Origin of the sequence: Sphingopyxis sp. H115 (assembly GCF_001468465.1) — a bacterium.
Classification (GTDB): domain Bacteria; phylum Pseudomonadota; class Alphaproteobacteria; order Sphingomonadales; family Sphingomonadaceae; genus Sphingopyxis.
Genome location: NZ_LNSA01000047.1, coordinates 1 through 22,414 on the forward strand (window position 1 = coordinate 1; position 22,414 = coordinate 22,414).

17 protein-coding genes are annotated in these 22,414 nt (G+C 64.9%); 10 read left to right on the plus strand and 7 right to left on the minus strand.

Annotated features, from left to right (window positions below):
- From ATE71_RS20795 to ATE71_RS20805, 3 genes are all read left to right on the plus strand, one after another.
- A partial coding sequence (locus tag ATE71_RS20795; RefSeq protein ID WP_058805227.1) for a beta strand repeat-containing protein occupies nucleotides 1-5,692 on the plus strand: 5,692 nt, incomplete at its 5' end.
- Between the two features lie 56 nt (nucleotides 5,693-5,748).
- Nucleotides 5,749-7,209, plus strand: coding sequence for a cysteine--tRNA ligase (gene cysS, locus ATE71_RS20800; protein ID WP_058805244.1), 1,461 nt, complete (start codon nucleotides 5,749-5,751; stop codon nucleotides 7,207-7,209).
- Nucleotides 7,210-7,320: 111 nt separating this feature from the next.
- On the plus strand, nucleotides 7,321-8,265 hold the full coding sequence (locus tag ATE71_RS20805) for a D-2-hydroxyacid dehydrogenase (protein ID WP_058805228.1): 945 nt from the start codon (nucleotides 7,321-7,323) through the stop codon (nucleotides 8,263-8,265).
- A 9-nt stretch (nucleotides 8,266-8,274) separates the two neighbouring features.
- Here the strand turns inward: ATE71_RS20805 and ATE71_RS20810 are convergent, their stop codons facing one another.
- The 5 genes from ATE71_RS20810 to ATE71_RS20830 form a co-directional block, all read right to left on the minus strand.
- Nucleotides 8,275-9,750 carry a patatin-like phospholipase family protein gene (locus tag ATE71_RS20810; RefSeq protein WP_058805229.1) on the minus strand — a complete coding sequence of 492 codons (1,476 nt, stop codon included), beginning with the start codon at nucleotides 9,748-9,750 and terminating at the stop codon, nucleotides 8,275-8,277.
- Between the two features lie 72 nt (nucleotides 9,751-9,822).
- Complete coding sequence (locus ATE71_RS20815) at nucleotides 9,823-10,671, minus strand: metallophosphoesterase (protein WP_058805230.1); 849 nt, start codon at nucleotides 10,669-10,671, stop codon at nucleotides 9,823-9,825.
- Between the two features lie 44 nt (nucleotides 10,672-10,715).
- A complete protein-coding gene (locus ATE71_RS20820) occupies nucleotides 10,716-12,650 on the minus strand; it encodes a cytochrome c3 family protein (protein WP_058805231.1) in 1,935 nt (644 codons plus the stop codon).
- 10 nt (nucleotides 12,651-12,660) lie between these two features.
- On the minus strand, nucleotides 12,661-13,542 hold the full coding sequence (locus tag ATE71_RS20825; RefSeq protein ID WP_058805232.1) for a hypothetical protein: 882 nt from the start codon (nucleotides 13,540-13,542) through the stop codon (nucleotides 12,661-12,663).
- On the minus strand, nucleotides 13,542-15,992 hold the full coding sequence (locus ATE71_RS20830; protein WP_058805233.1) for a cyclic nucleotide-binding domain-containing protein: 2,451 nt from the start codon (nucleotides 15,990-15,992) through the stop codon (nucleotides 13,542-13,544). The genes ATE71_RS20825 and ATE71_RS20830 overlap by 1 nt, the downstream gene beginning before the upstream one ends.
- Nucleotides 15,993-16,282: 290 nt before the next feature.
- On the opposite strand from ATE71_RS20830, the gene ATE71_RS20835 reads away from it, so the two are divergent.
- Nucleotides 16,283-16,669, plus strand: coding sequence for a hypothetical protein (locus ATE71_RS20835; protein ID WP_058805234.1), 387 nt, complete (start codon nucleotides 16,283-16,285; stop codon nucleotides 16,667-16,669).
- Between the two features lie 28 nt (nucleotides 16,670-16,697).
- Here the strand turns inward: ATE71_RS20835 and ATE71_RS20840 are convergent, their stop codons facing one another.
- Both ATE71_RS20840 and pyk read right to left on the minus strand, forming a co-directional pair.
- Nucleotides 16,698-17,471: an arginyltransferase gene (locus ATE71_RS20840; RefSeq protein WP_058805235.1), complete on the minus strand. Its 774-nt coding sequence runs from the start codon at nucleotides 17,469-17,471 to the stop codon at nucleotides 16,698-16,700.
- A gap of 326 nt (nucleotides 17,472-17,797) precedes the next feature.
- Entirely contained in the window at nucleotides 17,798-19,252 is a 1,455-nt protein-coding gene (pyk, locus tag ATE71_RS20845) for a pyruvate kinase (RefSeq protein ID WP_058805236.1), read from the minus strand.
- A gap of 94 nt (nucleotides 19,253-19,346) precedes the next feature.
- Between pyk and ATE71_RS20850 the strand changes: the two genes are divergently transcribed.
- From ATE71_RS20850 to ruvC, 6 genes are all read left to right on the plus strand, one after another.
- Nucleotides 19,347-19,667, plus strand: coding sequence for a DUF1244 domain-containing protein (locus tag ATE71_RS20850; RefSeq protein WP_058805239.1), 321 nt, complete (start codon nucleotides 19,347-19,349; stop codon nucleotides 19,665-19,667).
- Nucleotides 19,668-19,730: 63 nt separating this feature from the next.
- Nucleotides 19,731-19,973 carry a DUF2312 domain-containing protein gene (locus ATE71_RS20855; protein ID WP_037555168.1) on the plus strand — a complete coding sequence of 81 codons (243 nt, stop codon included), beginning with the start codon at nucleotides 19,731-19,733 and terminating at the stop codon, nucleotides 19,971-19,973.
- A 32-nt stretch (nucleotides 19,974-20,005) separates the two neighbouring features.
- Complete coding sequence (locus tag ATE71_RS20860) at nucleotides 20,006-20,326, plus strand: heavy metal-binding domain-containing protein (RefSeq protein WP_058805245.1); 321 nt, start codon at nucleotides 20,006-20,008, stop codon at nucleotides 20,324-20,326.
- Nucleotides 20,323-20,814 carry an arsinothricin resistance N-acetyltransferase ArsN1 family B gene (locus ATE71_RS20865; RefSeq protein WP_058805240.1) on the plus strand — a complete coding sequence of 164 codons (492 nt, stop codon included), beginning with the start codon at nucleotides 20,323-20,325 and terminating at the stop codon, nucleotides 20,812-20,814. The genes ATE71_RS20860 and ATE71_RS20865 overlap by 4 nt, the downstream gene beginning before the upstream one ends.
- A gap of 57 nt (nucleotides 20,815-20,871) precedes the next feature.
- A complete protein-coding gene (locus ATE71_RS20870) occupies nucleotides 20,872-21,618 on the plus strand; it encodes a YebC/PmpR family DNA-binding transcriptional regulator (RefSeq protein WP_058805242.1) in 747 nt (248 codons plus the stop codon).
- Nucleotides 21,615-22,085 (plus strand): crossover junction endodeoxyribonuclease RuvC, encoded by a 471-nt coding sequence (gene ruvC / locus ATE71_RS20875; protein WP_058805247.1) that lies wholly within the window; start codon nucleotides 21,615-21,617, stop codon nucleotides 22,083-22,085. Before ATE71_RS20870 ends, ruvC begins: the two co-directional genes overlap by 4 nt.
- The last annotated feature ends 329 nt before the right edge of the window (nucleotides 22,086-22,414 follow it).

Below are 22,414 nucleotides of genomic sequence, written 5' to 3' on the forward strand. Positions count from 1 at the left end.
CGGCGGAGGCGGCTCAGGTGGCACGCTTCACCTCGTTACCAACGGCGGCACCCTCAGTTCGAATGGCGAAGCGGTCGCGATCAGCGTCGGCGGCGTATCAGGCACGGGCGGATCGGGGGGTATCGGCAATGGCGGCGGCAGCGACGGCACCGGCGGCGGCTCGTTGGCCACGACCGGCGGGCGCGTCGTGATCGAGGCATTGAACGGCCCGGCCGGCGCGGGCACGATCACGCTCGGCAATACCCAAATCGACGCCAATGGCGATGTCGCGGGGCGCATCGAACTGCGAGCAGAAGGCAATATCGACTTCCTTGGCCTTGATGCAGAGGCTGCGGGTTTTGCCGATCCGACCAACAACGATACCGATGTTGCGCCAGCGGGCATTTTCCTTGCGATGAACGGCGGCACGATCAGCAGCCAGGGCGACGTGACGTTCACGACGGACAGCTCGTTCGGCGCCTATGCGCAGTCGAACGGCATTGTCGACGTCGATGGCATCCTGACCATCGATGCGGCCGATCAGATCGATATCCGCCACGATTTTCGCGAGGGCATTGCCCCGACGATCCGCGCGGGCGGTAACCTGACCGCAACCGCCGGCGGCATCAGCGGCGCCCCGGGCAGCTTGCTGGCATCGGGCGGCACCCTGTCGCTCACCTCGACGCTCGGCGCGATCGGCGTCGACCAGCTCGACGCCGTCAATATCGTCATCGGCGCAACGGGCGCGGCGGCGGTCGAACATGCCGAAGCGGCCAATGATTTCACCGCGACCGGCACCAGTTTCCGAACCGGGCCCAATTCGATCATCACCGGCGGCGATATCATCGTCACCACGCCCGGCACGGTCGATCTCGGCAATTCGACAGCGGGCGGCTTCGTCTCGGTTAGCGGGCTGTCGATCGTCTTCAACATGATCGACGCGGGCAACTCGGTCTTTCTCAACGCCAACGACGACGTGCCGGGCGCGCTGGGCATCAGTGGCGGGTCGATCAATTCGGGCGGCAATGTCGATCTCAACGCCGCAGGCATCGCGATCACCGGCACGGTCAGCGGAACCGGCGCTCTGTTTGCGAACGGCTATGCTGGGGATGTCGCGATCGGCCTCGCGAATTTTGACGGCCCCATTTCGATTTCGGCGACGGGCGATATCGGAGGCACCTATAATTCGGGGGGCGACATCCGCCTCAATTCGGGCGCCGACATCAATGCCGCCGCCAACGCCATCGGCTCGCAAAGTTCGAGCAGCGGCCCGCCGATCGCGGCGAGCGTGTTCGCCGAAGCGGCGGGCGATATCATCCTCGCGAACAGCAGCGCGTCGGGCATGTTCGGCGCCAACGCCGGCGGATCGGTTTCGCTGGCTTCGGTGACCGCGGGCGAAGACCTGCTGGTACGGAGCGGCAGCCTTGCGACGCTGGCCGACGTCGGCGCGGGCGACGACCTGACCGTCCTGTCCGGCAGCGATATTGTGGCATCGGGGCTGCTGACGACCGGCGCCGGCCCCGATGGGCAGACGCTTTTCTACAACGACGATCCGGTCTCGTTCGTCGGTTTCGGCGTGACGAGCTCGGCGCCCGACGGAGCGAATATCACCTTGGCCGCGGCAAGCGGCAGCATCGCCGCCAACAGCGGCAACGCATCGGGCAACCTCACAGTCACGGCGGGCGGTGCGGTGACCTCGACCGGCCTGCTGCAATCGGGGCAGGCGACGACAGTCACCGGCGGCAATCTCGCCCTCGCCGCGATAACCGCCGGGACTGATATCGCGACCACCGCCAACGCCGGTGATTTCACGGCAACCGGGACGCTGACTGCGGGCCACGACATCGGGATCGCGGCGGTCGACGCCGTCGATGTCGCCGGACTCGACGCCGGCGACGATATTCGCGTCAGCAATGGCGGCGACGCCGCCATCGGCAACGCGTTCAGCCGCGGCACCGGGCTCGACAATGAAGGCGACGGCAGCAATATCGTCCTGTCGGCGGGAATAACCCGCGTCGACCATGCCGAGGCCGACAGCGACTTCGTGGCCGATGTCGCCGGTTTCAGCACCGGACTCAATTCCATCATCACCGGCGGCGATATCGTAATCGCCTCGGCGACGGGCGTCGACCTTGGCAATTCCACCGCAGGCGGCCTCGTGTCGGTGGGCGGCGAAACGATCGCCTTTAACAGCATCACGGCCGGGACGACGGTCTCGCTCAACGCGACCGGGCTGGCTGGCTCCGTGCCCGAGATCAACGGAGGCAGCATCGCGGCCGGCGGCGACATCAACCTGTCGGCGAACCGGATCGCGGTCGATGGCCCGGTGACAAGCGATGCCGGATTGTTCGCCTTTGGCGGCGACACCGTCGCGATCGGCCAGGCCGATATCGCGGGCGATATCGTGATATCGGCTGGCGGCGACCTGACCGGCGCCTATGTTTCGGGCGGCAATATCCTGTTGACTTCGGGCGCCGATATCACGGCCTCCGCGGTCGCCAGCGGCGGCTATGTCGGTCCGAACGGGATCAGCGAAGGCTATGTGCTGGCCGACGCCGACGGCAATGCCACGCTGTCGAACAGCGGCGCGGCAACCATGTTGGGCGTGCGCGCCGGACAGGCCGCATCGATCAGCAATGCGGCCGCGGGCGAAGATGTGTTCGTGACCGCGGGCACCAACGCCACGCTGGGCAATATCACGGCCGGCGACGACATTAGCGCGGCCGCGGCGGGCAGCATTTCGGCGAACGGTCTGACGACAACTGGCACCGGCCCCGACGGGCGGAGCGTGATTTACGGCCCGATAACGGCGGGCATCGATGCGCTGCAGATCACCACGACGGCCGCCGACCAGTCGAATATCGCGCTGACCGCCTCGACGGGGAACATCAGCGGCAGCGCGATGGACGCTTTCGACAATCTGTCGCTGACCGCCGCGGGCGCCATCGCGGCCACTGGCACGCTCCGGTCGGGCCAGACGACGAGCATCGTCGGCCGCGATGTCGTGTTCGATGCAATCGATGCCGGAACGACGGTCGGCATATCGGCGTCGGGGACCGCCGCCGGCGCCGAAGGCATCCGCGGCGTCGATATCGGCGCTGGCGACAATATCACCCTCGACGGCAACAGCATCGCGATTACCGGCACGGTTGAGGGCGACGCCTCGCTCTTTGCCACGGCCAGCGGCGCCACCGCCGCGATCGACCAGGCTGATCTTGCCGGCAATATCGCGATATCGGCGGCGGGGAACCTGACCGGCACTTATGTGGCCGGTGGCGACGTCAGCCTGACTGCGAGCGGCAATGTCAATGCATCGGCGACCGCCAACGGGACCGCGGCGGACGGCAATCTGTTCGTCGATGCGGGCGGCAATGTCGTGCTGGCGAACAGCGCCGCCGCGCGCATGTTCGGCATCAATGCGGGCGGGTCCGCGGCGATCGCAGGCGGTACGGCGGGCGAGGACCTGCTCGTCCGCGCTGGCACCACGGCCGCACTGACCAATGTTACCGCGGGCGACGACGTCGATATTCGCGCCGGCGGCAATGTGACCGCGAACAATGTCATCGCGACGGGCAACGGCGCCGACACGCATCTGCTGGACTATCTGCCCGGCAGCGGCTTCACGATCATGCAGGGTGAAGGCGTGTCGTCGATCAACGGCTCGGATATCGCCGTGACATCGACCGGCGGCTCGATCGACGCGGCGGGCCTCTCGGCAGGCGACGATATCACGTTGCTCGCCACCGGCGGCAATGCGGCGCTGAGCAACGGGACGACGCTAGGCCTCGGCGCGACGGGCGGCAGCAGCGATATCAGCGTCCAGGCAGCCGGCGCAACGCTCGCCGGCCTCGATTCGGCCGACGATGTGCTCGTGACAACCTCGGGCACAACGACCGTCGACGGCACGATCGTGGCGGATCGCAATATCGTGATCAATGCCGACGCCGTGAGCCTGGCCGCACTGTCGACGCCCGGGGGCAACGCGATCGATACGCTGGCGGCCGATGGCAATATCACCATCGCCTCGGCGAACGACATTGCCGGCGGGCGCATGAATGCGCTCGGCGACATCTCGCTGATCGCGGGGGGGGCGGTTGATGTCGGGGGCATCTATGGCAACGATGTGGCGATCGATGGCGCGACCGGCATCGCGGCGGACGAGCTGTTCGCCCTTGGCACGACGACGCTCAACAGCGACAATGGCGCGATCGCGCTGAACACGCTGGTATCGTCAGGCAATATCGATGCGAGCGCCGATTCGATCACCATCGACGGCGGCAGCATGATTTTCTCGACTATAACCACCGATGTCGGCGATGCGATCGTGCGCGGCGGCGACCTGTTCGTGATCGACGGCAACATCGCCGGACGCGCCGAATTTTCGAGCAGCGGCGAACGGCTTGGCATCACCACGCTGACCGCGCAAAGCGCCGCGCTCGAGGCGAGCGGCGGCTTCATGACGCTCGAAACCGTGAACGTCGCGGGCACCCTGTCGGCGACCGCACGGACGTCGCTCGGCATCACCGGCACCGTCACCGGCCAGTCGATCGCGCTCGCCTCGGCCAATATCGACATCGCATCGACCGGCCGCGTCGGCACTGCGGGGACCACGGGCGCGGTATCGATCGCGAACAACAATCCCGACAACCAGACCTTCGTCGGCGGCACCGGAACGCCGAACGGCTATCACATCGACGCCGACGAGCTGACCCGCGTCTTTGGCAGCGATGTCGAGATTTTTGCGCCGGAGGTGGAGGCGGCCAGCGGCGGATCGGTCGGATCGGCCACGCCCCCCGACGTCATCGTCGACAGTTTCACCATGACCGGCGGCGCGGCGGGTTCGAACCTCGGCGCGAATGGCCAGCTGACCATCCGTACGCCGGGCAAGATGCGCGTGGTCGGCAATGTCGAGCTGACCGGGCTCACCGACACCAACGCGCTCAACCTGTTCGCCGGCGAGGCGCTGGAAGTCATTCTCGGCCAGGGCAGCGTTCGCCTGCTCAATGGCAATGCCCCCGCCGGCCAGCTCAACCTGGCGTCGGAAGACATCATCGTCGCGACCGCCGAAGCGATCGCCGATGTCGGCGCTGCGGCAACCACCGATGCGATCGAGGCGCGCCTCGCCCAGAATGACGGCGTCCTCCTCGACGAAGGCGCGCTCTTCGCGCGCGGAATCCGCGCCGAGGTCGTGGGCGGCTTCTACGTCCAGAACAGCGGCGCCGGCACCGATTTCGCCCAGCGGCGCGGACTGACCTTTGGCGCCGGCGGGCTCGACGTGCTTACCGAAGGCCCGTCGCGGATCGTCATCAACGGCGTCCACCTCGGGCCAAACGGACAGGTCACGGGGCTCGACACGATCCCGCTGCTGACGATCGCGGGCGAGGCCCCGGTACCAGGAAGCTTCGATCCGCGGTCAACGTTCAACGGTTGCCTGATCGCAGCCACCGGAAGTTGCAACCTGCCGACCCAAGTGGACAATTTCCCGGTCCAGGATGTGATCGAGGAAGAGGTCAAGACTGATGACGACGGAAAGGGCGACGGCAACAACCTGCCCCAATCGCTGATCACGATGCGCGATCTCGATCCGCTGAGCGGCGAGCCGCTGCTCGACGATCCGGTGACCGGCGCGGGCAACGACGATTTGTGGACGCCCGAATTCGACAGCTGCGATCCGGGAAGCGCGTCGGGCGGCACCTGCCCCGCGGCGCAGTGAGCCGGCGCGCGCGTTTCGGTTGACGCTGACACGCTGGACGGGGCATGGGCGCGAGGATGACCGACGCCCCTCACCCTCCGCTCAAGCTGTTCAACAGCCTGACGCGCAGCCTCGAAATCTTCGAGCCCGTCCACCCCGGCGAAGCGCGCGTCTACAGCTGCGGGCCGACGGTCTATAACTTCCAGCACATCGGCAATATGCGTGCCTATGTCTTCGCCGACACGCTCGGCCGGGCGCTGACATTCAAAGGCTATGTGCTCCGCCATATCATCAACATCACCGACGTCGGGCATCTGACATCTGATTCCGACGCCGGCGACGACAAGATGGAAAAAGCGGCCGCGTCGCAGGGAAAGACGGCATGGGACATCGCGGCATTTTACACCGCGGAATTCAAACGCGACCTGTCGTGGCTCAACGTACGCGACCCCGCCAAATGGACGGTCGCGACCGACTATGTGCCGCAGATGATCGACTTCGCAAAAAGCATCGCCGACCGCCATTGCTATGAGCTCGATAGCGGCCTCTATTTCGACGTGTCGACCGTGGCCGACTATGGCCGGCTTGCGCGCGCCGTCACCGACGACGGCGAAGGCCGTATCGAAGAAGTCGAAGGCAAGCGCCACGCGGCGGACTTTGCGATCTGGCGCAAGACGCCTGTGGGTGAGACGCGCCAGATGGAATGGGATTCGCCCTGGGGCCGAGGCGCACCCGGCTGGCACCTCGAATGCTCGGTGATGGGCGAAGCCGAACTCGGCATGCCCTTCGACATCCACACCGGCGGTATCGATCACCGCGAAATTCACCATCCGAACGAGATCGCCCAGAATCAGGCATATCGGGGCTGCGGTAGCCTCGATTGCGCCGACCATTCGGGCGCGCGGATATGGATGCACAATAATTTCCTGATCGACCGCGGCGGCAAGATGTCGAAATCGACCGGCGAATTTTTGCGCCTGCAACTGCTCGTCGATCGCGGCTATCACCCGCTCGCCTATCGGCTGATGTGCCTGCAGGCGCACTATCGCAGCGAGTTGGAATTTTCGTGGGAGGGGCTCGGGGCGGCGCTGACGCGATTGAAGCGGTTGTTGATGGCGGCGGCGGCGGTCCGCGATGTCGATGCCGCCGAACCGGCCGACCGCCGCCTCACCGATTTGCTTGCGAAATTCAACGCCGCGATTTCGGAAGATCTCAACACTGCGGTTGCCCTGACCCTGCTCGAAGAGGCGGCAGGGATGAAAAAGATCGACCAAGAACAGAAGCGCGCGACGCTCGCCGCGATGGATGCGGTGCTCGGTCTCGACCTGCTGACGACCCAGCGGGCCGACCTCCGCGTCCGGCCCAAGGCCGCCACCATCGCCGAGGGCGAAATCGACGCCATCCTGACGCGCCGGAAGGAAGCGCGCGCCGCGAAGGACTTCGCCGCCTCCGACGCGCTCCGCGAGGAACTCGCCGCCGCAGGGGTCGAGGTGATGGACGGCGACCCGCTCGGCTGGGACTGGCGGCTGGATAACTAACCGGCGCGTCTTCCCGTTCGCATCGAGCGAAGTCGAGACACCCGGAGGGAGCGCGCTATCGATGGGCATCTCGACTTCGCTCGATGCGAACGGAAGTGGGAGAGCAAAGCAATGACCAAAACCGTCACCGTCCTGTCGGGCCTGATCCGTCCGCTCGTCGAAAACCGCCTGCCGGACTGGGTCGAACCCCGCTTCTTCCAGTCGAAGGACGAGGCACTGGACTTCGCGCCGCAGGCCGAGATCGGCTGGTTCGACATGTACGACAAGAAGGACATGGCCGCCGTCATCGCCGCGGCGACGAACCTCAAATGGCTGAATTCGATCTACGCCGGGGTCGACGGCATGCCGCTCGACCTACTGGGGCAGCGCGGAACGGTGGTTACCAACGGCGCAGGGATCAACGCGATCACCATTGCCGAATATGTCGTGATGGGGATGCTGACCGTCGCCAAGGGGTATCGCGAAGTCGTGCGGGCGCAGGAACGCCGCGAATGGTTGATGGACTCGCCCGGCAAGGTCGAACTCTTCGGTTCGAAGGCGCTCCTCCTCGGCTATGGCGCGATCGGCAAGCTGATCGAGGAGCGGCTGAAGGGCTTTGCGGTCGATGTGACGATCGTTCGCCGTTCACCCGGCCCCAACACGCTGACCCCCGACCAGTGGCGCTCTAAGCTCGGCGATTTCGACTGGGTGATCCTCGCGGTCCCCGCGACAGCCGAAACCGACGGCATGATCGGCGCCGCCGAACTTGCCGCGATGAAACCCACCGCGACGCTGATCAACATCGCGCGCGGCAGCGTCGTCAATCAGGATGCCCTCGTCGCCGCGCTCGATACGCGGCAAATCGCCTCGGCCTTCCTCGATGTCACCACGCCCGAACCGCTGCCGTCCGACGATCCGCTGTGGAGCCTCGACAATGCGCATATCACGATGCACCTGTCGGGCCGCGCGCAGGACAAGATGTTCGTCCGTTCGGCCCAGCGTTTCCTCGAAAATCTCGAACGCTGGCACAAGGGCGAGCCGGTGGAACCACGCGTCGATCTGACGCTGGGTTATTGAGCAGGCGGGTCAGGTCAGCCCCGTCGCGGCCTTGATCTTCGCGCTGTTCATGCGAACCGCCAAGATGCCCAACTCCCAGAAGACGCGCGCCAGGACCGGATCGATCTTGTAGGTCGTCTTGCCCAACGTCCCGGTGCGGTAGAAATTTTCGGACAGGCAATCGCCGCCAAGGTCCTTGAGCGCCTCGATGCTGGCTTCCACCGTTGGCATCTGGCTGTCGGGCGGGAATTTGCGGCGCTTGGCCTTATACTTCACATCGCCCCGATAACAGCTGACATTGTGCGCCGCATAATAGGCGAGATATTTCAGGCCGCGCAGATGGACGGCATCGGCCTCGTCGAATCCCGCGGTGCTGTAAAAATCGAGAAGGACTGGGGTCTCGGCCCCGACCGCTGCGAACATTGGCTTGTAAAGCCGCTCGAAAGTCGAGTCCTGGACAGCGAAAAATCCGTTGATCGCGATCGATTTCACATAGCTGCTGCTCTTTTTCGCCGGGACGATTGTCTTTTCGTCCAGCGTCGGATTGGTGTTAATGATGATCAGCCCGCGACTGGAATAGCGGGTGTCGGCGCGCGCCGCCGCCATGACCTCGAACGCGGTCTTGTAACCGATATTGTCGTAGAGCCCGCCATCGGCGAGGCGAAGCCACGACCGGGCGCGCCCTTTCTGGTTCGGATGACAGAAGGACGCCGGCCGCGCCGATCCGGCAGCGTCGCACAAGCGGGTTTGAGCATAGGCATGATAGAAGCCCGGTACCGATCCGCTGGTCGAGGCTGCGAACGCCAGGGGCATGTCGCCGATGGCGCGGATCGGCACATTGGGCTCGTCGCTGCAGGCGCCGACCGATTCCACCTGATAATGGTCGACAAAATCCTGGGTGAACACGAACGGCGATTGCGCCGGCAGCATCGACGCGTTGAAAAAGACGCGCGGCAGGGGGTGGCGGCGGCCCGCCGGATAAATCTCGCGCAACGTCACGGCGCCGAAGGGCGCACGGCGCATCGCCCGATACCAGCAGGGGACCGTGTCCTTGCTCAAGTCCACCAGCTCGGCGCGAATTCGCGGCCCCTCGGCGTGGAGGTCGAACGGCGCGTCGGCGCGGGCGCTCTGGGCAAGCCACGCCGCGACGCCCCAGCTGCCGCCCGAGTTGGACGAGATGAAATCGACCCGGGCGAGCGCATCGGTCCCGCTTGCCTGCCCGACTTCCTGCAAGCCTTCGAGCACGCCCAGCGTAAAACTCGTCGCCCGCGCTCCCCCGCCCGACACGACGAGTCCAACCAGGCGTCCGTCGTCAGCCATCGGCTTGGGGTGAAGATCGGGGCCGGGCTCGGTACCTACCGCCGGCGCTCCGCGCAGAAATTCGACCGCTTCACGGTCGTAAAGTCCGGTGCTTGTCGGCCATGGCACCGATTTCAGCCCCAGACTGGCGCAACCCCCGAGCAGCATCGCCAAGGCTGCCGATGCAAGGACAGTCGACTTTTTCATGGTTCCCCCTCCCCAATCCCGGCGGCGTCCCCAAAAAGGCGGCGATCTCCCCATCGCCCCGCCGGGCGGCCGCTAACCCGGTCGCTCGGCCTTCAACTCCCGTACCAACGGCTGCAGCCGCTCGTCATATTTGGCGAGCATCGTATGCGCGCCGGCATGGTCGTAAAAGCTCACCAGTTCGCGCCCGTTCCAGCGGTGGAGCGCATAGGCGGGGTCTTCGGCGACGATCATCGGGCGGTCGTCGGGCTTGTCCTCGTCGATCGGGCGAAGGTCGAGCGAGACCTGCGGCGCGGTCGACGAGCAGATCGCGATCGTGCGCCCCTCCCACGCGACGGTCACCGAGCGGTGGAGGTGGCCGCAAATCAGGCCGCGCACTTGCGGATGGCGGCGCACGACCTCGGTAAAGGTCGCGACCCACGGCTCGTCGGGATCGGTATTCATCCACTCGATCCCGCTTTCGACCGGCGGGTGGTGCATGACGATATAGGTCGGCTTGGCCGGATCCTTCGCCAGCTCGGCGTCGAGCCAGGCGGCGCGCGCCGCGCAAAAAGCGCCGCCATGGCGCCCCTCCTCCAGCGTATCGACCGTCACCAGCCGCAGTTCGGGAAGTTCGATCGCATATTGGACAAAACCATTGCCGTCGTCGAACCCGGGGAAGCGTGCATGGAAAGCGTCGCGCAGGTCGTGGTTGCCGACGCTCGGCCAAACCGGAAAGGGGCAACGCGAAAAGGCGGTGGCGAGGCGGCGATAGCTGTCCTCGTCGCCGCGATCGGTGATGTCGCCCGTTGCGAGCAACAGGTCGGGCCGGTTCGGCCCCTCGATCAGCACGTCGAGCACCTCGTCGAGGCGCTTGCGGTTATATTCGGCCGGATTGTCCGGATCGAACCCGATATGGATATCGGTGATCTGCGCGATCAGCATATCCGCCCCCTGCTTTCGCCGGTCTGGTCCGACGACCCAAAACCCTACCCGCCCCGCCTTGCCGCGTGCAAGGCAGGTGTGCGCCATGTCACTTCGTAGAGGCCCCGCCCCCCGGTTCCTGTGATCATGCTCACACCATAGCTACCGGCAAGGGGTTTATTTGTGATTGCGGCGGTATTTTTTCTCCGCTGGCGCGGCGGCATCCACGGTTTGCCACCGTCCGAATGATATTCGTGACACATTGCACACGGCGATTCGGTCGCGGTTTCGACCTTGACCAGCCGCGCCCCGCCCTCGCCGACATGGCAGTCGCGGCACTGGCGCAGGCCCGGGACGAGCAGGTCGCTCGACGCTTTCGACGCGGGCGCGGCGGTGTGGCAGTCGGCGCAGGCGGTTTCCCTGTGCGCGTCATGGTCGAACCAGCCCTTTTGCAGGTAGCGCGGCGTCTGGTCGACCGCCGCGACGCGCCAGCCGCTGCCCGCCTGCGGCGTGAAGATAGTGTGGCAGTCGTAGCAGGCGCCGCCTTTTGAAAAGACCGCGCGCACCGCATCCTGCGCGCGGCTCGGCCGTGTTGCGACCTCGTTGAAATAGATGTTATAGACCTGACCCTCGGCATAGGCGCCGGGGCGTCGCCGCTGCATCCCGCCAAGCTGGAGCGGCCGCGACGGCGGAGTCGAACGATAATAGGCGGTGAGGTCGGCGACGACCTGATCGGGCTCGCCGTGGCGCAGCGTCCGCGTCACCCCCCCGACGGTTTCGAACGCCAAGCTGTGGCACATCGCGCAGTCGCGTTCCATCTCGACCGGCTTGACGCGCACCCCGTCGGCTTCAACGCGGTGGCAATTCTCGCACTCGAGTTGCTTGCCGAAGTCATAGCGGCCGCGGAAACTCGCCGCCATGCGCGCAACCCCGCCCGTCGCCTGCAAATGCAGGTCATGCGGGAATTTCAGGCCGTTGTAATCGACCGTTCCCTTTCCGGGCGCGGCTCTCGCCGGCTTCGCTCCCGGCGCGGCGCGGACGAGCGGGCGAAACTCGGGGTGCCCGGTGCCGAAATCGGCCGCGTCGGCCAGCATCGTCGGATGCCCCGCGGCCTTCAGCCGGCCCTGCATTCCGTCATGGCAATCGGCGCAGAATTTCTGCGGCGTCGCGGCCATCGGTCCCGCGCCCTCATGTTCGGTATGGCAATCGACGCAGCGACCCTGCGGCTTGTTGAAGGTCTTGGCAAAGCCCGCAAGAATCTTCTCGCCCACCCCCGGCGGGTGCCGCGCAGCGAGCAGCATCGCGGTCGGCGCCCCTGCATGCGCCATGCTCATCGCCTTGTGCTCGCCGGTGTGGCAATTGACGCACGCCTTGTCGGTCACCGCGACGAAGGGCTCGACATGGCACGACTGGCAATCATTCTTCAGGTTGGCGTGCGCACTCGACAGCGGCCCCGACAGCCACGCGCTGTCGGCATGATAACCGCCCGGCCGCTCATCGACATTTTTATAGCTGTACCAGGCCCAGATCGGCCCAATCAGGAACGCTGCCAGCATCAGCGCGGCAAAAACCCACGCTCCCATCCGCTTGCTCAACATAACGCCCTGCAGCGAAAAGGCTTTTACCTCGTCGACGTCCTTCGACGATTGTGACAGCTCGTCGATGCGCTCGACGAGCAGGATGATCTTGTCCTCCTCGCGCGCGATCGTCAGCCGGTGGCCGCCGAACCGCAGCTCGGCGCCCGCGGCGCTGTCGATGTCGGCGACGGTTTCGGTGCGGCCGTTTAGGTCGAACCCCAGCCCTTCCTGCGCGGTTACGCGAACGGTCCGGCCGTCGGTGCTACTGATCGTCGCATGATGCGGGTTCACCGCCAGGTCGGCGACATGGATGGTGTTCGCGCTGTCGCGGCCCAGCGTGATCGTGTCGCCGGGCAGCGGCTGGTCGCGAACGATCTGCTTGCCCGTCTTGGTCGTCGCGATGCGGCGGAGGATGAAGCTCATCGTCTGCGCCTCACCAATAGAAAAAGACGCTGATGATATGCGCCGACAGCGCCGCGATCAGCGCAAAGGTCAGCGGCACATGCACGTAAAGCCAGATTTCGAGAAGCGCGCGCAGCCGAAGATGTTCGCGCAGCCGCGCCAGCGCCGCCTCCTTTTGCAACAACAGCTGGGCGACCTTGGCGCGCGCGTCGGCGTTGCTGCTCTGCGATGCCGCCAGCGCAACCCGGGCCGCAGCGGTCGCGCAGTTCGGATAGCGTCCGCGCAGCCGCGCCCACGCGCCGCCCGCAAACGGATCCTGGTCGAGCGAGGCGAGCACCGCGGCGCTGTCCGTGGCGGTCAGCGGCTGCGCGGCGTTGTGAAGTTGGCGATCGAACGCACGGATCGCCTCCAGCATCTGCATCTGCGTCATCTGCTCGCGATTGTTCGACAGCGCGGCGGGCAAGGTCGCATAGACGATGACGCCATAGAGCCCCGACAGGATCACCAGCATCATCAGCGCCCACGCGAGCGTGTGGACATTCCACCCGAGCTGGAACCCGGTGTGCCAGGTGCCGATGACGATCAGGCTGAGCCCCAGATAGACATGCGCCGAGGTCCAGGCTTTGAGCGACCAATAATCGTTCGTCATCCGGCGCTTGCGATAGCCGAGCGCGGTCAGCCACAGGATCAGCAGCGCGCCGATCGTCCCCAGCGTATAGCCGTACCAGCTGCCGCCATTGTGCCGCGGCGTCACGTCGACCAGCGCGTAGCTGATGATGATCAGCAGGCACAGCCCGCCCGAAATCTTCGCCCAGCGAAAGCCCGCATAGCGCAGGAAGCCCTCATGCTGGCGCTCGCGCACCCGCTCGACCTGCGTTGCCTTGCTACGGCGGCGCTGAAACAGACTCGCCATCAGTCGGTCGCCTCATCCAGCCGCGCGATCGACAGGAATTCCTCGGGCGAGACGCGGATCGCGGCGCCGGTCGGGCAGGCGCGGACGCACGCCGGTCCGCCTGCGATGCCCTTGCACATGTCGCACTTGACCGCGATCTTCTTGGGCTTTTCGTCGCCGAGTTGCTTCTTCGTCCATTTGGGTGAGGGCTCGCCCGGTCCCGGCCCCTTGCCGAGCAACAGCCAGCTCAAAAGCCCCGGCTTGGGCGGCGGCGCCGCCTCCATGCGGATCACGCCATAGGGGCAGTTGCGCATGCAATTGCCGCAGCCGATGCAGCCCGGTTCCATGAACACTTCGCCGTCGGGACCGCGGTGGATGACGTTCGGCGGACAGTCGGCCATGCAATGCGGATGCTCGCAGTGGCGGCAGCTGGTCGGGACATGCAAATGCGCAAAGGTCTTGCCCGCCTCGCGGTCGAGCCGCGACAGCCCTTCGTGGCTGTCAGCGCACGCCTTTTCGCAATTGTCGCAGCCGACGCACAGATTTTCGTCGATCAGCAGCGCGTCGGTCGCCTCGCCCAGCCCCTCCTTCATGATGAAGCTGGCGGTGTCCGAATAAAGGTCGACCGCGCTTGAGTAGCTCGCCTTGCGCGATTCGATAAAGCCGTTCATCGCCGCTCGCTCGGCCACCGCGGCCTCGGTCGCCTCGCGCACCTGCGGCCGCGCGGCGAGCATCTTGCGGAAACTGTCGCCGGTCAGCCTGATGACCTCGCTGCCGACCGCGGCCTTGACCGTGGCATTGCGCGGCTGTCCGCTCAGCACCCCCATTTCGCCGAAGAAGCTGCCCGCGGGCAGGTAGCGGAGGAAGATCGATTTGCCGCCGATGTCCTTTTCGACGACCATCGAGCCCGATCGGATGACGTAGACGTCGTCGCCCTGCTCGCCCTCGGTCAGCACGACCTTGCCCGCCGACACGCGCTCGACCTCGGCGGTCTCGACGACCGGCGCCAGATCCTCGACCGTCAGCCCGCCCTTGAAGATTTGCAGCAACTGCCGTTCGAGCGAGATGCGGTTGATCGCGCGCTTCGCCCCCGGCACCGCCGCCATCAGCTTTAGCGCCGCCGTGCGCGACACTTCGACAAAGATGCTGTCGGCGCCCGCTCGGATCGTCGCGCCGCGCTTGCGCCCCGAGATCAGCCCGACCTCGCCGAAAATCGAACCCTGCTCGATCGGCACGGTGACGCCGGGGGCGACCTCGACCTCCGCAAAACCATCCGCGATGGCGAACAGCGACGACCCCGGCTCGCCCTTTTCGAACACCACCTCGCCCTTGCGGTAATAAGCGACTTTCGAATCGAGCATGAACTCGCGCATCTGGAGCGGCGAGACATCGGCAAAGATGCTCACCCGCTCGCGCAGATAGTCGAGCCAGTCGCTCACCGACTTCTGCTGCGGCAGCCCCGCAAAGATCGCCGCCAGATCCTTTTCGTCGGCGGGGGTCAGCGCCGTATTGCCATTAATGAACTCGACGACGTCATAACCCTGGTTCATGCAATGCTTGATCAGCGGATAGCCCGCGAGCGCGCCGATCACGAAAATGCCGGGCACCGTCGATTCAAAGGTAGGCGAAAGCTTGGGAAAAGCCTCACGATCAGGCCCGGTAAACTCGATCCCCATTGATTCGACGAAAGCACGCGGCGCGACCGACCCCAGCCGCGCGACGATGACGTCGCACGGGATGCGTTCCTCGCCGTCGGGGGTGTCGAGCGTCAGCCAGCCGGGTTCGACCTTTTTTGGCTGCGTTTCGGTGCGGATCGACATCAGCCCATTCTCGCCCGCCTCCATCATGTCGGAGACATTCTTGGCCTTGGCGCGCGCAAAATCCTTCGACCGGTTCAGGATGGTGACGGTGTTTTCCAGCGCCTCCTCGGCTACCCCCAGCGCATTTTCGATCCCCGCGTCGCCCGATCCAACGACGGTGATATGCTTGTCCTTGAAATCCTCGGGATCGTCGACCTGGTAGATGATGTGCGGCAGGTCGGCGCCTTCGCAGCGCATCCGGTTCGGATTGCCCTGCGTCCCGATCGCCAGCACAATATTTTCGGCGTGAAAGACGTCGCCCTTCGCGGTCTTAATTGCGAAGGCGCCCTTTTCGCCCGTCACCTCGGCGACATCGGCGTGATACGCCACATTCACCTTATTGTTCGCGGCATCCTCGTCCCAATTGCCGAGGATATATTCGCGCGCGCCTTCTGCAAAGCGGCAGTCCGACCGCAGATCGAGCCGCTCGGGCGTCGCGAGAACGCGCTTGCCCTTCTGATATTTGAAAATGGTGTCGGAGAGATGGTCGGTCTTTTCGAGCAGGACATGGCTGAGCCCGAGTTGCCCCGCGCGCGACGCCGCGCTGAGCCCCGCCGGCCCCGACCCGATGATCGCGACCTTTACGCGGTCGGGGGGGACCGGCTCGCTCATGCGGTCACGCCTCCGCAGACATAGCGAAAGCGCGCAATCAAGATACTGGCGAACGCATGCACGGGCATCCCATTCCCCCTTATCGCTTACCCCTAAGCGACATAACCATGGATGCGACCCGGACTATCCTGTCCTTCATCGAGCTATGCCCTTGATAGCGGGAAAAGGTCAACCGGGGAGGCAAAACTGCGAGACGTTCGCAACTTGTCGCGGGGAGGGCATAATGGAATGGCCGGTTGCGACCGATTGCGGACATTGACTAAATGTCGCTGAGGTGGTGACCATCACCTATGGGCATCACATGGGCCATCGAATTGAAGAAGATGCGGTCTCCAGTTTTCGGTTTGGGTATCGTATCGGCCCTTCTCGCATGCTCCCAAGATTCGGGAGAACATAACGCGGGTGATGCGGATTTTTCAACGAACCCGATCATCCTTCAGCTTTTGGATAATAGCCGCGCGACGGTGCAAAAGGAGCGAGACCTGCGGCGCGAGCAACTGACCAAATCTCACTACCCGAAATATGTGATGACGAATAATTCGGTCTGCATCGTGTGGTTTCCAAGGCCGTTCGATGCCGGTGCAATCGTTCTTGACGATCGAATGACCTACGTCACTTGCCTCGGCACCAAGGACAAGCTGACTGATCCCATGGAATATAACGAATTTAGAGAATGAGGACTCCCCACCCCTCAATCAATACCGGTCACGCCATTTCGAACATCTCGGAAATGCGTTGTGGCGCGCCGGGCTCGAAACGTGTCCATCCATCGGGGCCGAGCTTTTCGAGCGGGCGGAAGCGCGCCTTGTAAGCCATGCGCGCCGACCCCTCGATCCAGTAACCGAGATAAACATAGGCCAGCCCGGCGCGCGCCGCGCGCTGGACATGGTCGGCGATGATATAGGTGCCCAGCCCCTCGCGCATCGGATGCGCCGCGTCGAAAAAGCTGTAGATCATCGAAAGCCCGTCGCCCTGCCGGTCGGTCAGGCAACAGCCGACAAGGCGGCCCTTGCTGCCGTCCGCGGTCGGTTCGCGATATTCGACCATATAGCTGTCGACCGGCGTCTGCTCGACCATGTCGGCAAAATCCTGCTCGTCCATGTCGGCCATGCCGCCGTCGGGATGGCGCGAGGCGAGATAGGCGCGCAGCAGCGCATATTGCTCTTGGGTCGCCCACGGCTTGCACGCGGTCGCGACCAGGTCGCCGTTGCGGCGCAGGTTTCGTTTCTGCGAACTGCTCGGCGCAAATTCGGCGGCGCAGACGCGCACCGACACGCATGCCGAACAATCGGCGCAGCTCGGGCGATAGGCGACCGACTGGCTGCGGCGAAAGCCGATGCGGCCCAGCGCATCGTTGAGTTCGTTCGCCGTGGTGCCGCCAAGCTCGGTGAAAACCTTTCGCTCGGTCTTGCCCGCCAGATAGGGACAAGGTGCGGGACTCGTCACAAAAAAGCGCGGAAAACGGAATGGTGCGGACACGCGGAAAAAACCTCCGGACTAGCGATGCGGAGCCCCCCGACGCGGGTCCGACGTGCTATTTGCACCAACTATGCCGCGCGGCGTCAATGGTGCAAAGTGCATTTACCATTTTAGTCCGTCCCGTTCTGAATCAGCGGGAAAATTTTGTGAATCGGCCGGTAACTTTTGTGCCGATTTGAATCGATCTTCATCCTGCCTGCGGCGAAGCCGTGGGGAGGGGGACCATCCGAAGGATGGTGGAGGGGCGGCGACGTCGCGCAATCGCCCCTCCGTCAGCGCTTCTCGCTGCCACCTCCACATGCCTACGGCACAGGGAGGAGTATTGGTCAGCTGTACCCGCGCAGTTCGTCGCCGGTCAGCGTCGCGACGTGAAGCACATTGGTCGATCCCGGCGTGCCGAACGGAACGCCTGCCATCATGACCAGCTTGGCGCCCGCCTTGCAGATGCCGTGGCGCAGCGCCATGCGCTTGCCCTTGGCGATCATCTCTTCGAAGCTGCCGATGTCCTTGGTCGGCACCGCATGCGCGCCCCAGAGCAGCCCCATGCGCCGCGCCGCCTCGCGCTTCGGCGTCAGCACGAGCAAGGGCGCGCCCGGCCGCTCGCGCGCGACGCGCCGCGCGGTCGAACCCGACGCGGTGAAACAGATGATCGCATCGGCGGCGATCGTCTGGATGATCGTGCCCGCCGCCTCTGCCAGCGCGTCGGCCGTCGTCGCGTCGGGCTGCGTCTCGGTGAAGTGCAGGCGGCGGTAGTAGTCGGGGTCGCTCTCGACCGATCGCGCGATCGAATCCATCATCGTGACAGCTTCCACCGGCCAGGCGCCCGCCGCGGTCTCGGCCGACAGCATGATCGCATCGGCTCCGTCATAGACCGCGGTCGCAACGTCGGACACTTCGGCGCGCGTCGGCGACGGCGAGACGATCATCGATTCGAGCATCTGCGTCGCAACGACGACCGGCTTGCCCATGCGGCGTGCAGTCGCAACGATCTTTTTCTGCAGCGGCGGAACCGCCTCGGGGGGCAGTTCGACGCCCAGGTCGCCGCGCGCCACCATCGCTGCGTCGGCAAGCTCGAGGATTTCCTCGATCCGCTGCACCCCCGACGGCTTTTCGAATTTCACGAGCAGCGCCGCCTTGCCGCCGATCAGCCGCCGCGCCTCGGCGACGTCCTCGGGCCGCTGAACGAACGAGAGCGCGATCCAGTCGACCCCCTGCTCGAGCGCGAAGGTCAGGTCCTTGCGATCCTTTTCGGTAAGCGCGGCGAGCGGAACGACGACGTCGGGGACGTTGACGCCCTTGCGGTCCGAAATCTTGCCGCCGACCTCAACCACGGTCTCGAGCCGGTCCGGCGACACGCTCTTGACGCGCAGCACCAGCTTGCCGTCGTCGATCAAAAGGCGGGTATCGGGTTCGGCCGCCGCGAACAATTCAGGGTGCGGCAGGTGGACACGCGTCGCGTCACCCGGCGTTTTGTCGGTGTCGAGGACGAAGGGCTTGCCCTTCACCAGTTCTGCCGGGCCATCCTTGAAGGTCCCGACGCGCAGCTTCGGCCCCTGCAAGTCGACGAGGATCGTCGTCGGGCGGCCGGTGTCTTTCTCTAGCGCGCGGATGGCGGCGATCACCTTGGCATGGCCGGCGTGATCGCCATGGCTCATGTTCACGCGAAAGGCATCGGCGCCCGCGCGGTGCAGTTCGGCGATCATCTCGGCATTGGCGCTCGCCGGGCCAAGCGTAGCAAGGATGCGCACCTTGCGCTGGCGGGGGGTAAAGCTCTGAACCACAAATGCTCCGACGATTGGGGGACGTAAGGGCAATGCCGCCTTGATGCGGTCAAGGCAACAACCGTATAGCTATTCAATCATCAAAGGAGCCAGCATGTCCTGCAGCGACGATCAGACGACCGGGAACGACGCCCTCGACCAACTTGACGACGCGGCCGCCGCCGCAGCTTTCCGCCGTCTCGTCCGCCTGCTCCAGCATCGCAACGATGCCGCAAACATCGACCTGATGGGCCTCGCGGGCTTTTGCCGCAACTGCCTTGGCGACTGGATCGCCGAGGCCGCCGACATGGACAGGGAGACGGGCCGCGCGGTCGTCCACGGAATGCCGACGGCGGAATGGAAAGCGCGCTATCACACCGCCGCTACCCCCGAACAGCTCGCGCGGATGGAAGAAAGCATGGCGAAGAATCCCTGACCTCGCTAGGGACGCGCCGAGGCGATTCTCGCCACCTGACCTTTCATCCCAGCGGAGTATAAAATGAGCGAAGCCACCGTGTCCGACGAACAGCTGCGTCTTTTCATCGAGCGCATCGAGCGTCTGGAAGAAGAGAAAAAGGGCATCGCCGACGATATCCGCGACACCTATAACGAAGCGAAATCGCAGGGTTACGATCCCAAGATCATGCGTCAGATCGTGCGCCTGCGCAAATTGCCGGTTCATGACCGCAAGGAAATGGAAGCGATCCTCGACGTCTATAAATCGGCGCTCGGGATCGACTGACGCCAACCCTCTACACAGCCAGGAGAGTGACGATGTTCAGTACCACGACCAACACTGTCGAAGGCCATCCGGTCCGCGAATATCTGGGCATCGTCACCGGCGAGGTGATCGTTGGCGCCAACCTGTTCCGCGACCTGTTCGCGTCGATCACCGACATCGTCGGCGGCCGCTCAGGCAAATATGAAGATGTCCTCGCCCGCGCGCGCAAGGAAGCGATCGCCGAGATGGAAGCCGAAGCCGCGCGCCTCGGCGGCAACGCGGTGGTCGGCGTAGACCTCGACTATGAAGTGCTCGGCCAGAACGGGTCGATGCTGATGGTGTCGGCGAGCGGGACGGCAGTTACGCTGGGGTGAGCACCGATATCCGCCCGGCAACTCTGACCGATGCCGCGCCATGCGCCGAGATTTACGCACCCTACGTCACGGACACCTGGGTCAGTTTCGAGCGCGATCCGCCTGACGCGGCGGAAATGGCACGCCGGATAGCGGATTTTGGGACCAGCCACGGCTGGCTAGTGGCGGAGGTTAAAGGCAAAATTGCGGGATATGCCTATGGCTCCCCGCACCGCACGCGCGAAGCCTACGCGACCTCGGCCGATGTCACGGTTTACGTCGATGCGGCTTTCGCTCGCGCGGGTATTGGACGGCAGCTTTACGAGGCGCTGTTCCCGATCCTCAAGAATCGCGATGTCCACGCGATCTTTGCGGGAATTGCCCTGCCGAATGACGCAAGCATCGGCTTGCATGAAGCAATGGGCTTCACCCCGATCGGTATCTACCGCGAGGTCGGCTGGAAAATGAGGGGCTGGCGTGATGTCGGGTGGTGGCAGCGGTTGCTTTGACGCTCGGTCATGATGTAAGCGCGCCTCCAGTTCCTCCCAGCCAAAAAGAAGAGAGCCATGGCCGGCCATAGTAAATTCAAGAACATCATGCACCGCAAGGGTGCGCAGGACAAAAAGCGCAGCAGCCTCTTTTCGAAGCTTAGCCGCGAAATCACCGTTGCGGCGAAGATGGGCCTGCCCGACCCCGACGCGAACGCGCGCCTGCGCGCCGCAGTCAACGCCGCCAAGGCGCAGTCGATGCCGAAGGACAATATCCAGCGCGCGATCGACAAGGCCGCAGGCAATGACGGCGATAATTACGAAGAAATCCGCTACGAAGGCTATGGCCCCGGCGGCGTGTCGCTGATCGTCGAGGCGCTGACCGACAACCGCAACCGCACCGCGACCAACGTCCGCACCGCGTTCAGCAAGAATGGCGGAAACCTCGGCACGTCGGGCAGCGTCAGCCACGGCTTCGACCGCCTTGGCATGATCAGCTACGGCGCGGGCGCCGGCGACGCCGACACGGTGTTCGAAGCCGCGCTCGACGCGGGCGCCGACGATGTCGAATCGTCCGACGATGGCCACGACATCTGGACCAGCGTCGACAGCCTGCACGAAGTCGCCAAGGCGCTGGAGGCAAAGCTCGGCGAGGCCGAAGGCGTCAAGCTGGCGTGGCGCCCGACCCTGAAGAGCGAAGTCGCCGACGAAGCGACCGCGCAGACCCTGTTCAAGCTGATCGACACGCTCGACGACGACGACGATGTGCAGACCGTATGGGGCAATTACGAAATCCCCGACGCGGTGATGGAGAAGCTCGGCTGATCATCCTCGGTCTCGACCCGTCGCTCAGTTGCACTGGCTGGGGCGTTATCCGCGTCGAGGGCAGCCGGATCGGCCACATCGCCAACGGGCAGGTGAAGACCGACGCGAAGGCGTCCCTGCCCGACCGGCTCTCGCACCTCGACACCGCGCTCGCGGCGGTGATCGCCGATCATGCGCCGATATGCGCTGCGGTCGAGGAAGTGTTCGTCAACGACAATCCGCAATCGACGCTGAAGCTCGCCCACGCGCGCGGCGTCGTCCTGCTCGGCTGTGCGCGCGGCGGGCTGGCCGTCACCGAATATGCCCCGCGCCTCGTCAAAAAGGCGATCGTCGGGACCGGCGGCGCGGCGAAGGAGCAAGTGCAGGCGATGCTGCGCGTCCTGCTCCCCGGCGCGAAGGTCGCGGGGCCGGATGCCGCCGACGCGCTGGCGGTCGCGATTTGCCACGCGAACCATCGGCGGCGCTGAGGCACCACCACTGGTGAGCGGTCGGCACTGCCCCCGCGCAATTCATCCAAAGGTCAGTGAAGGTCAGCCTTGTGCAGCCGCCGGTTTGCCGCGCCGGGCGGATAGGCTGCCCGCGCTTGCTGCCCGCATCCCCAGGGCGGGGCGCGAGCGCTTTTGTCCACATATTGAAAGAGCCGGGATGGAGGCTGGCACAGCCGGGTCATGTAGGACAGCGTTTTTTTTGTCCGGTATGGGGTGGGAAGCGGACACTAACTCGCGGGATTGATTTCCGGCCCGAGCTCCCAGTCCGCCACGTTCCATTCGAAGACTCGATCTGTACCCTCTTCCAC

What these genes read in the sequence shown, in the direction of transcription:
- cysS (WP_058805244.1), top strand. Translation starts at nt 5,749, where the DNA reads ATGACCGACGCCCCTCACCCTCCGCTCAAGCTGTTCAACAGCCTGACG.
- ATE71_RS20805 (WP_058805228.1), top strand. Translation starts at nt 7,321, where the DNA reads ATGACCAAAACCGTCACCGTCCTGTCGGGCCTGATCCGTCCGCTCGTC.
- ATE71_RS20810 (WP_058805229.1), bottom strand. Translation starts at nt 9,750, where the DNA reads ATGAAAAAGTCGACTGTCCTTGCATCGGCAGCCTTGGCGATGCTGCTC.
- ATE71_RS20815 (WP_058805230.1), bottom strand. Translation starts at nt 10,671, where the DNA reads ATGCTGATCGCGCAGATCACCGATATCCATATCGGGTTCGATCCGGAC.
- ATE71_RS20820 (WP_058805231.1), bottom strand. Translation starts at nt 12,650, where the DNA reads ATGAGCTTCATCCTCCGCCGCATCGCGACGACCAAGACGGGCAAGCAG.
- ATE71_RS20825 (WP_058805232.1), bottom strand. Translation starts at nt 13,542, where the DNA reads ATGGCGAGTCTGTTTCAGCGCCGCCGTAGCAAGGCAACGCAGGTCGAG.
- ATE71_RS20830 (WP_058805233.1), bottom strand. Translation starts at nt 15,992, where the DNA reads ATGAGCGAGCCGGTCCCCCCCGACCGCGTAAAGGTCGCGATCATCGGG.
- ATE71_RS20835 (WP_058805234.1), top strand. Translation starts at nt 16,283, where the DNA reads ATGGGCATCACATGGGCCATCGAATTGAAGAAGATGCGGTCTCCAGTT.
- ATE71_RS20850 (WP_058805239.1), top strand. Translation starts at nt 19,347, where the DNA reads ATGTCCTGCAGCGACGATCAGACGACCGGGAACGACGCCCTCGACCAA.
- ATE71_RS20855 (WP_037555168.1), top strand. Translation starts at nt 19,731, where the DNA reads ATGAGCGAAGCCACCGTGTCCGACGAACAGCTGCGTCTTTTCATCGAG.
- ATE71_RS20860 (WP_058805245.1), top strand. Translation starts at nt 20,006, where the DNA reads ATGTTCAGTACCACGACCAACACTGTCGAAGGCCATCCGGTCCGCGAA.
- ATE71_RS20870 (WP_058805242.1), top strand. Translation starts at nt 20,872, where the DNA reads ATGGCCGGCCATAGTAAATTCAAGAACATCATGCACCGCAAGGGTGCG.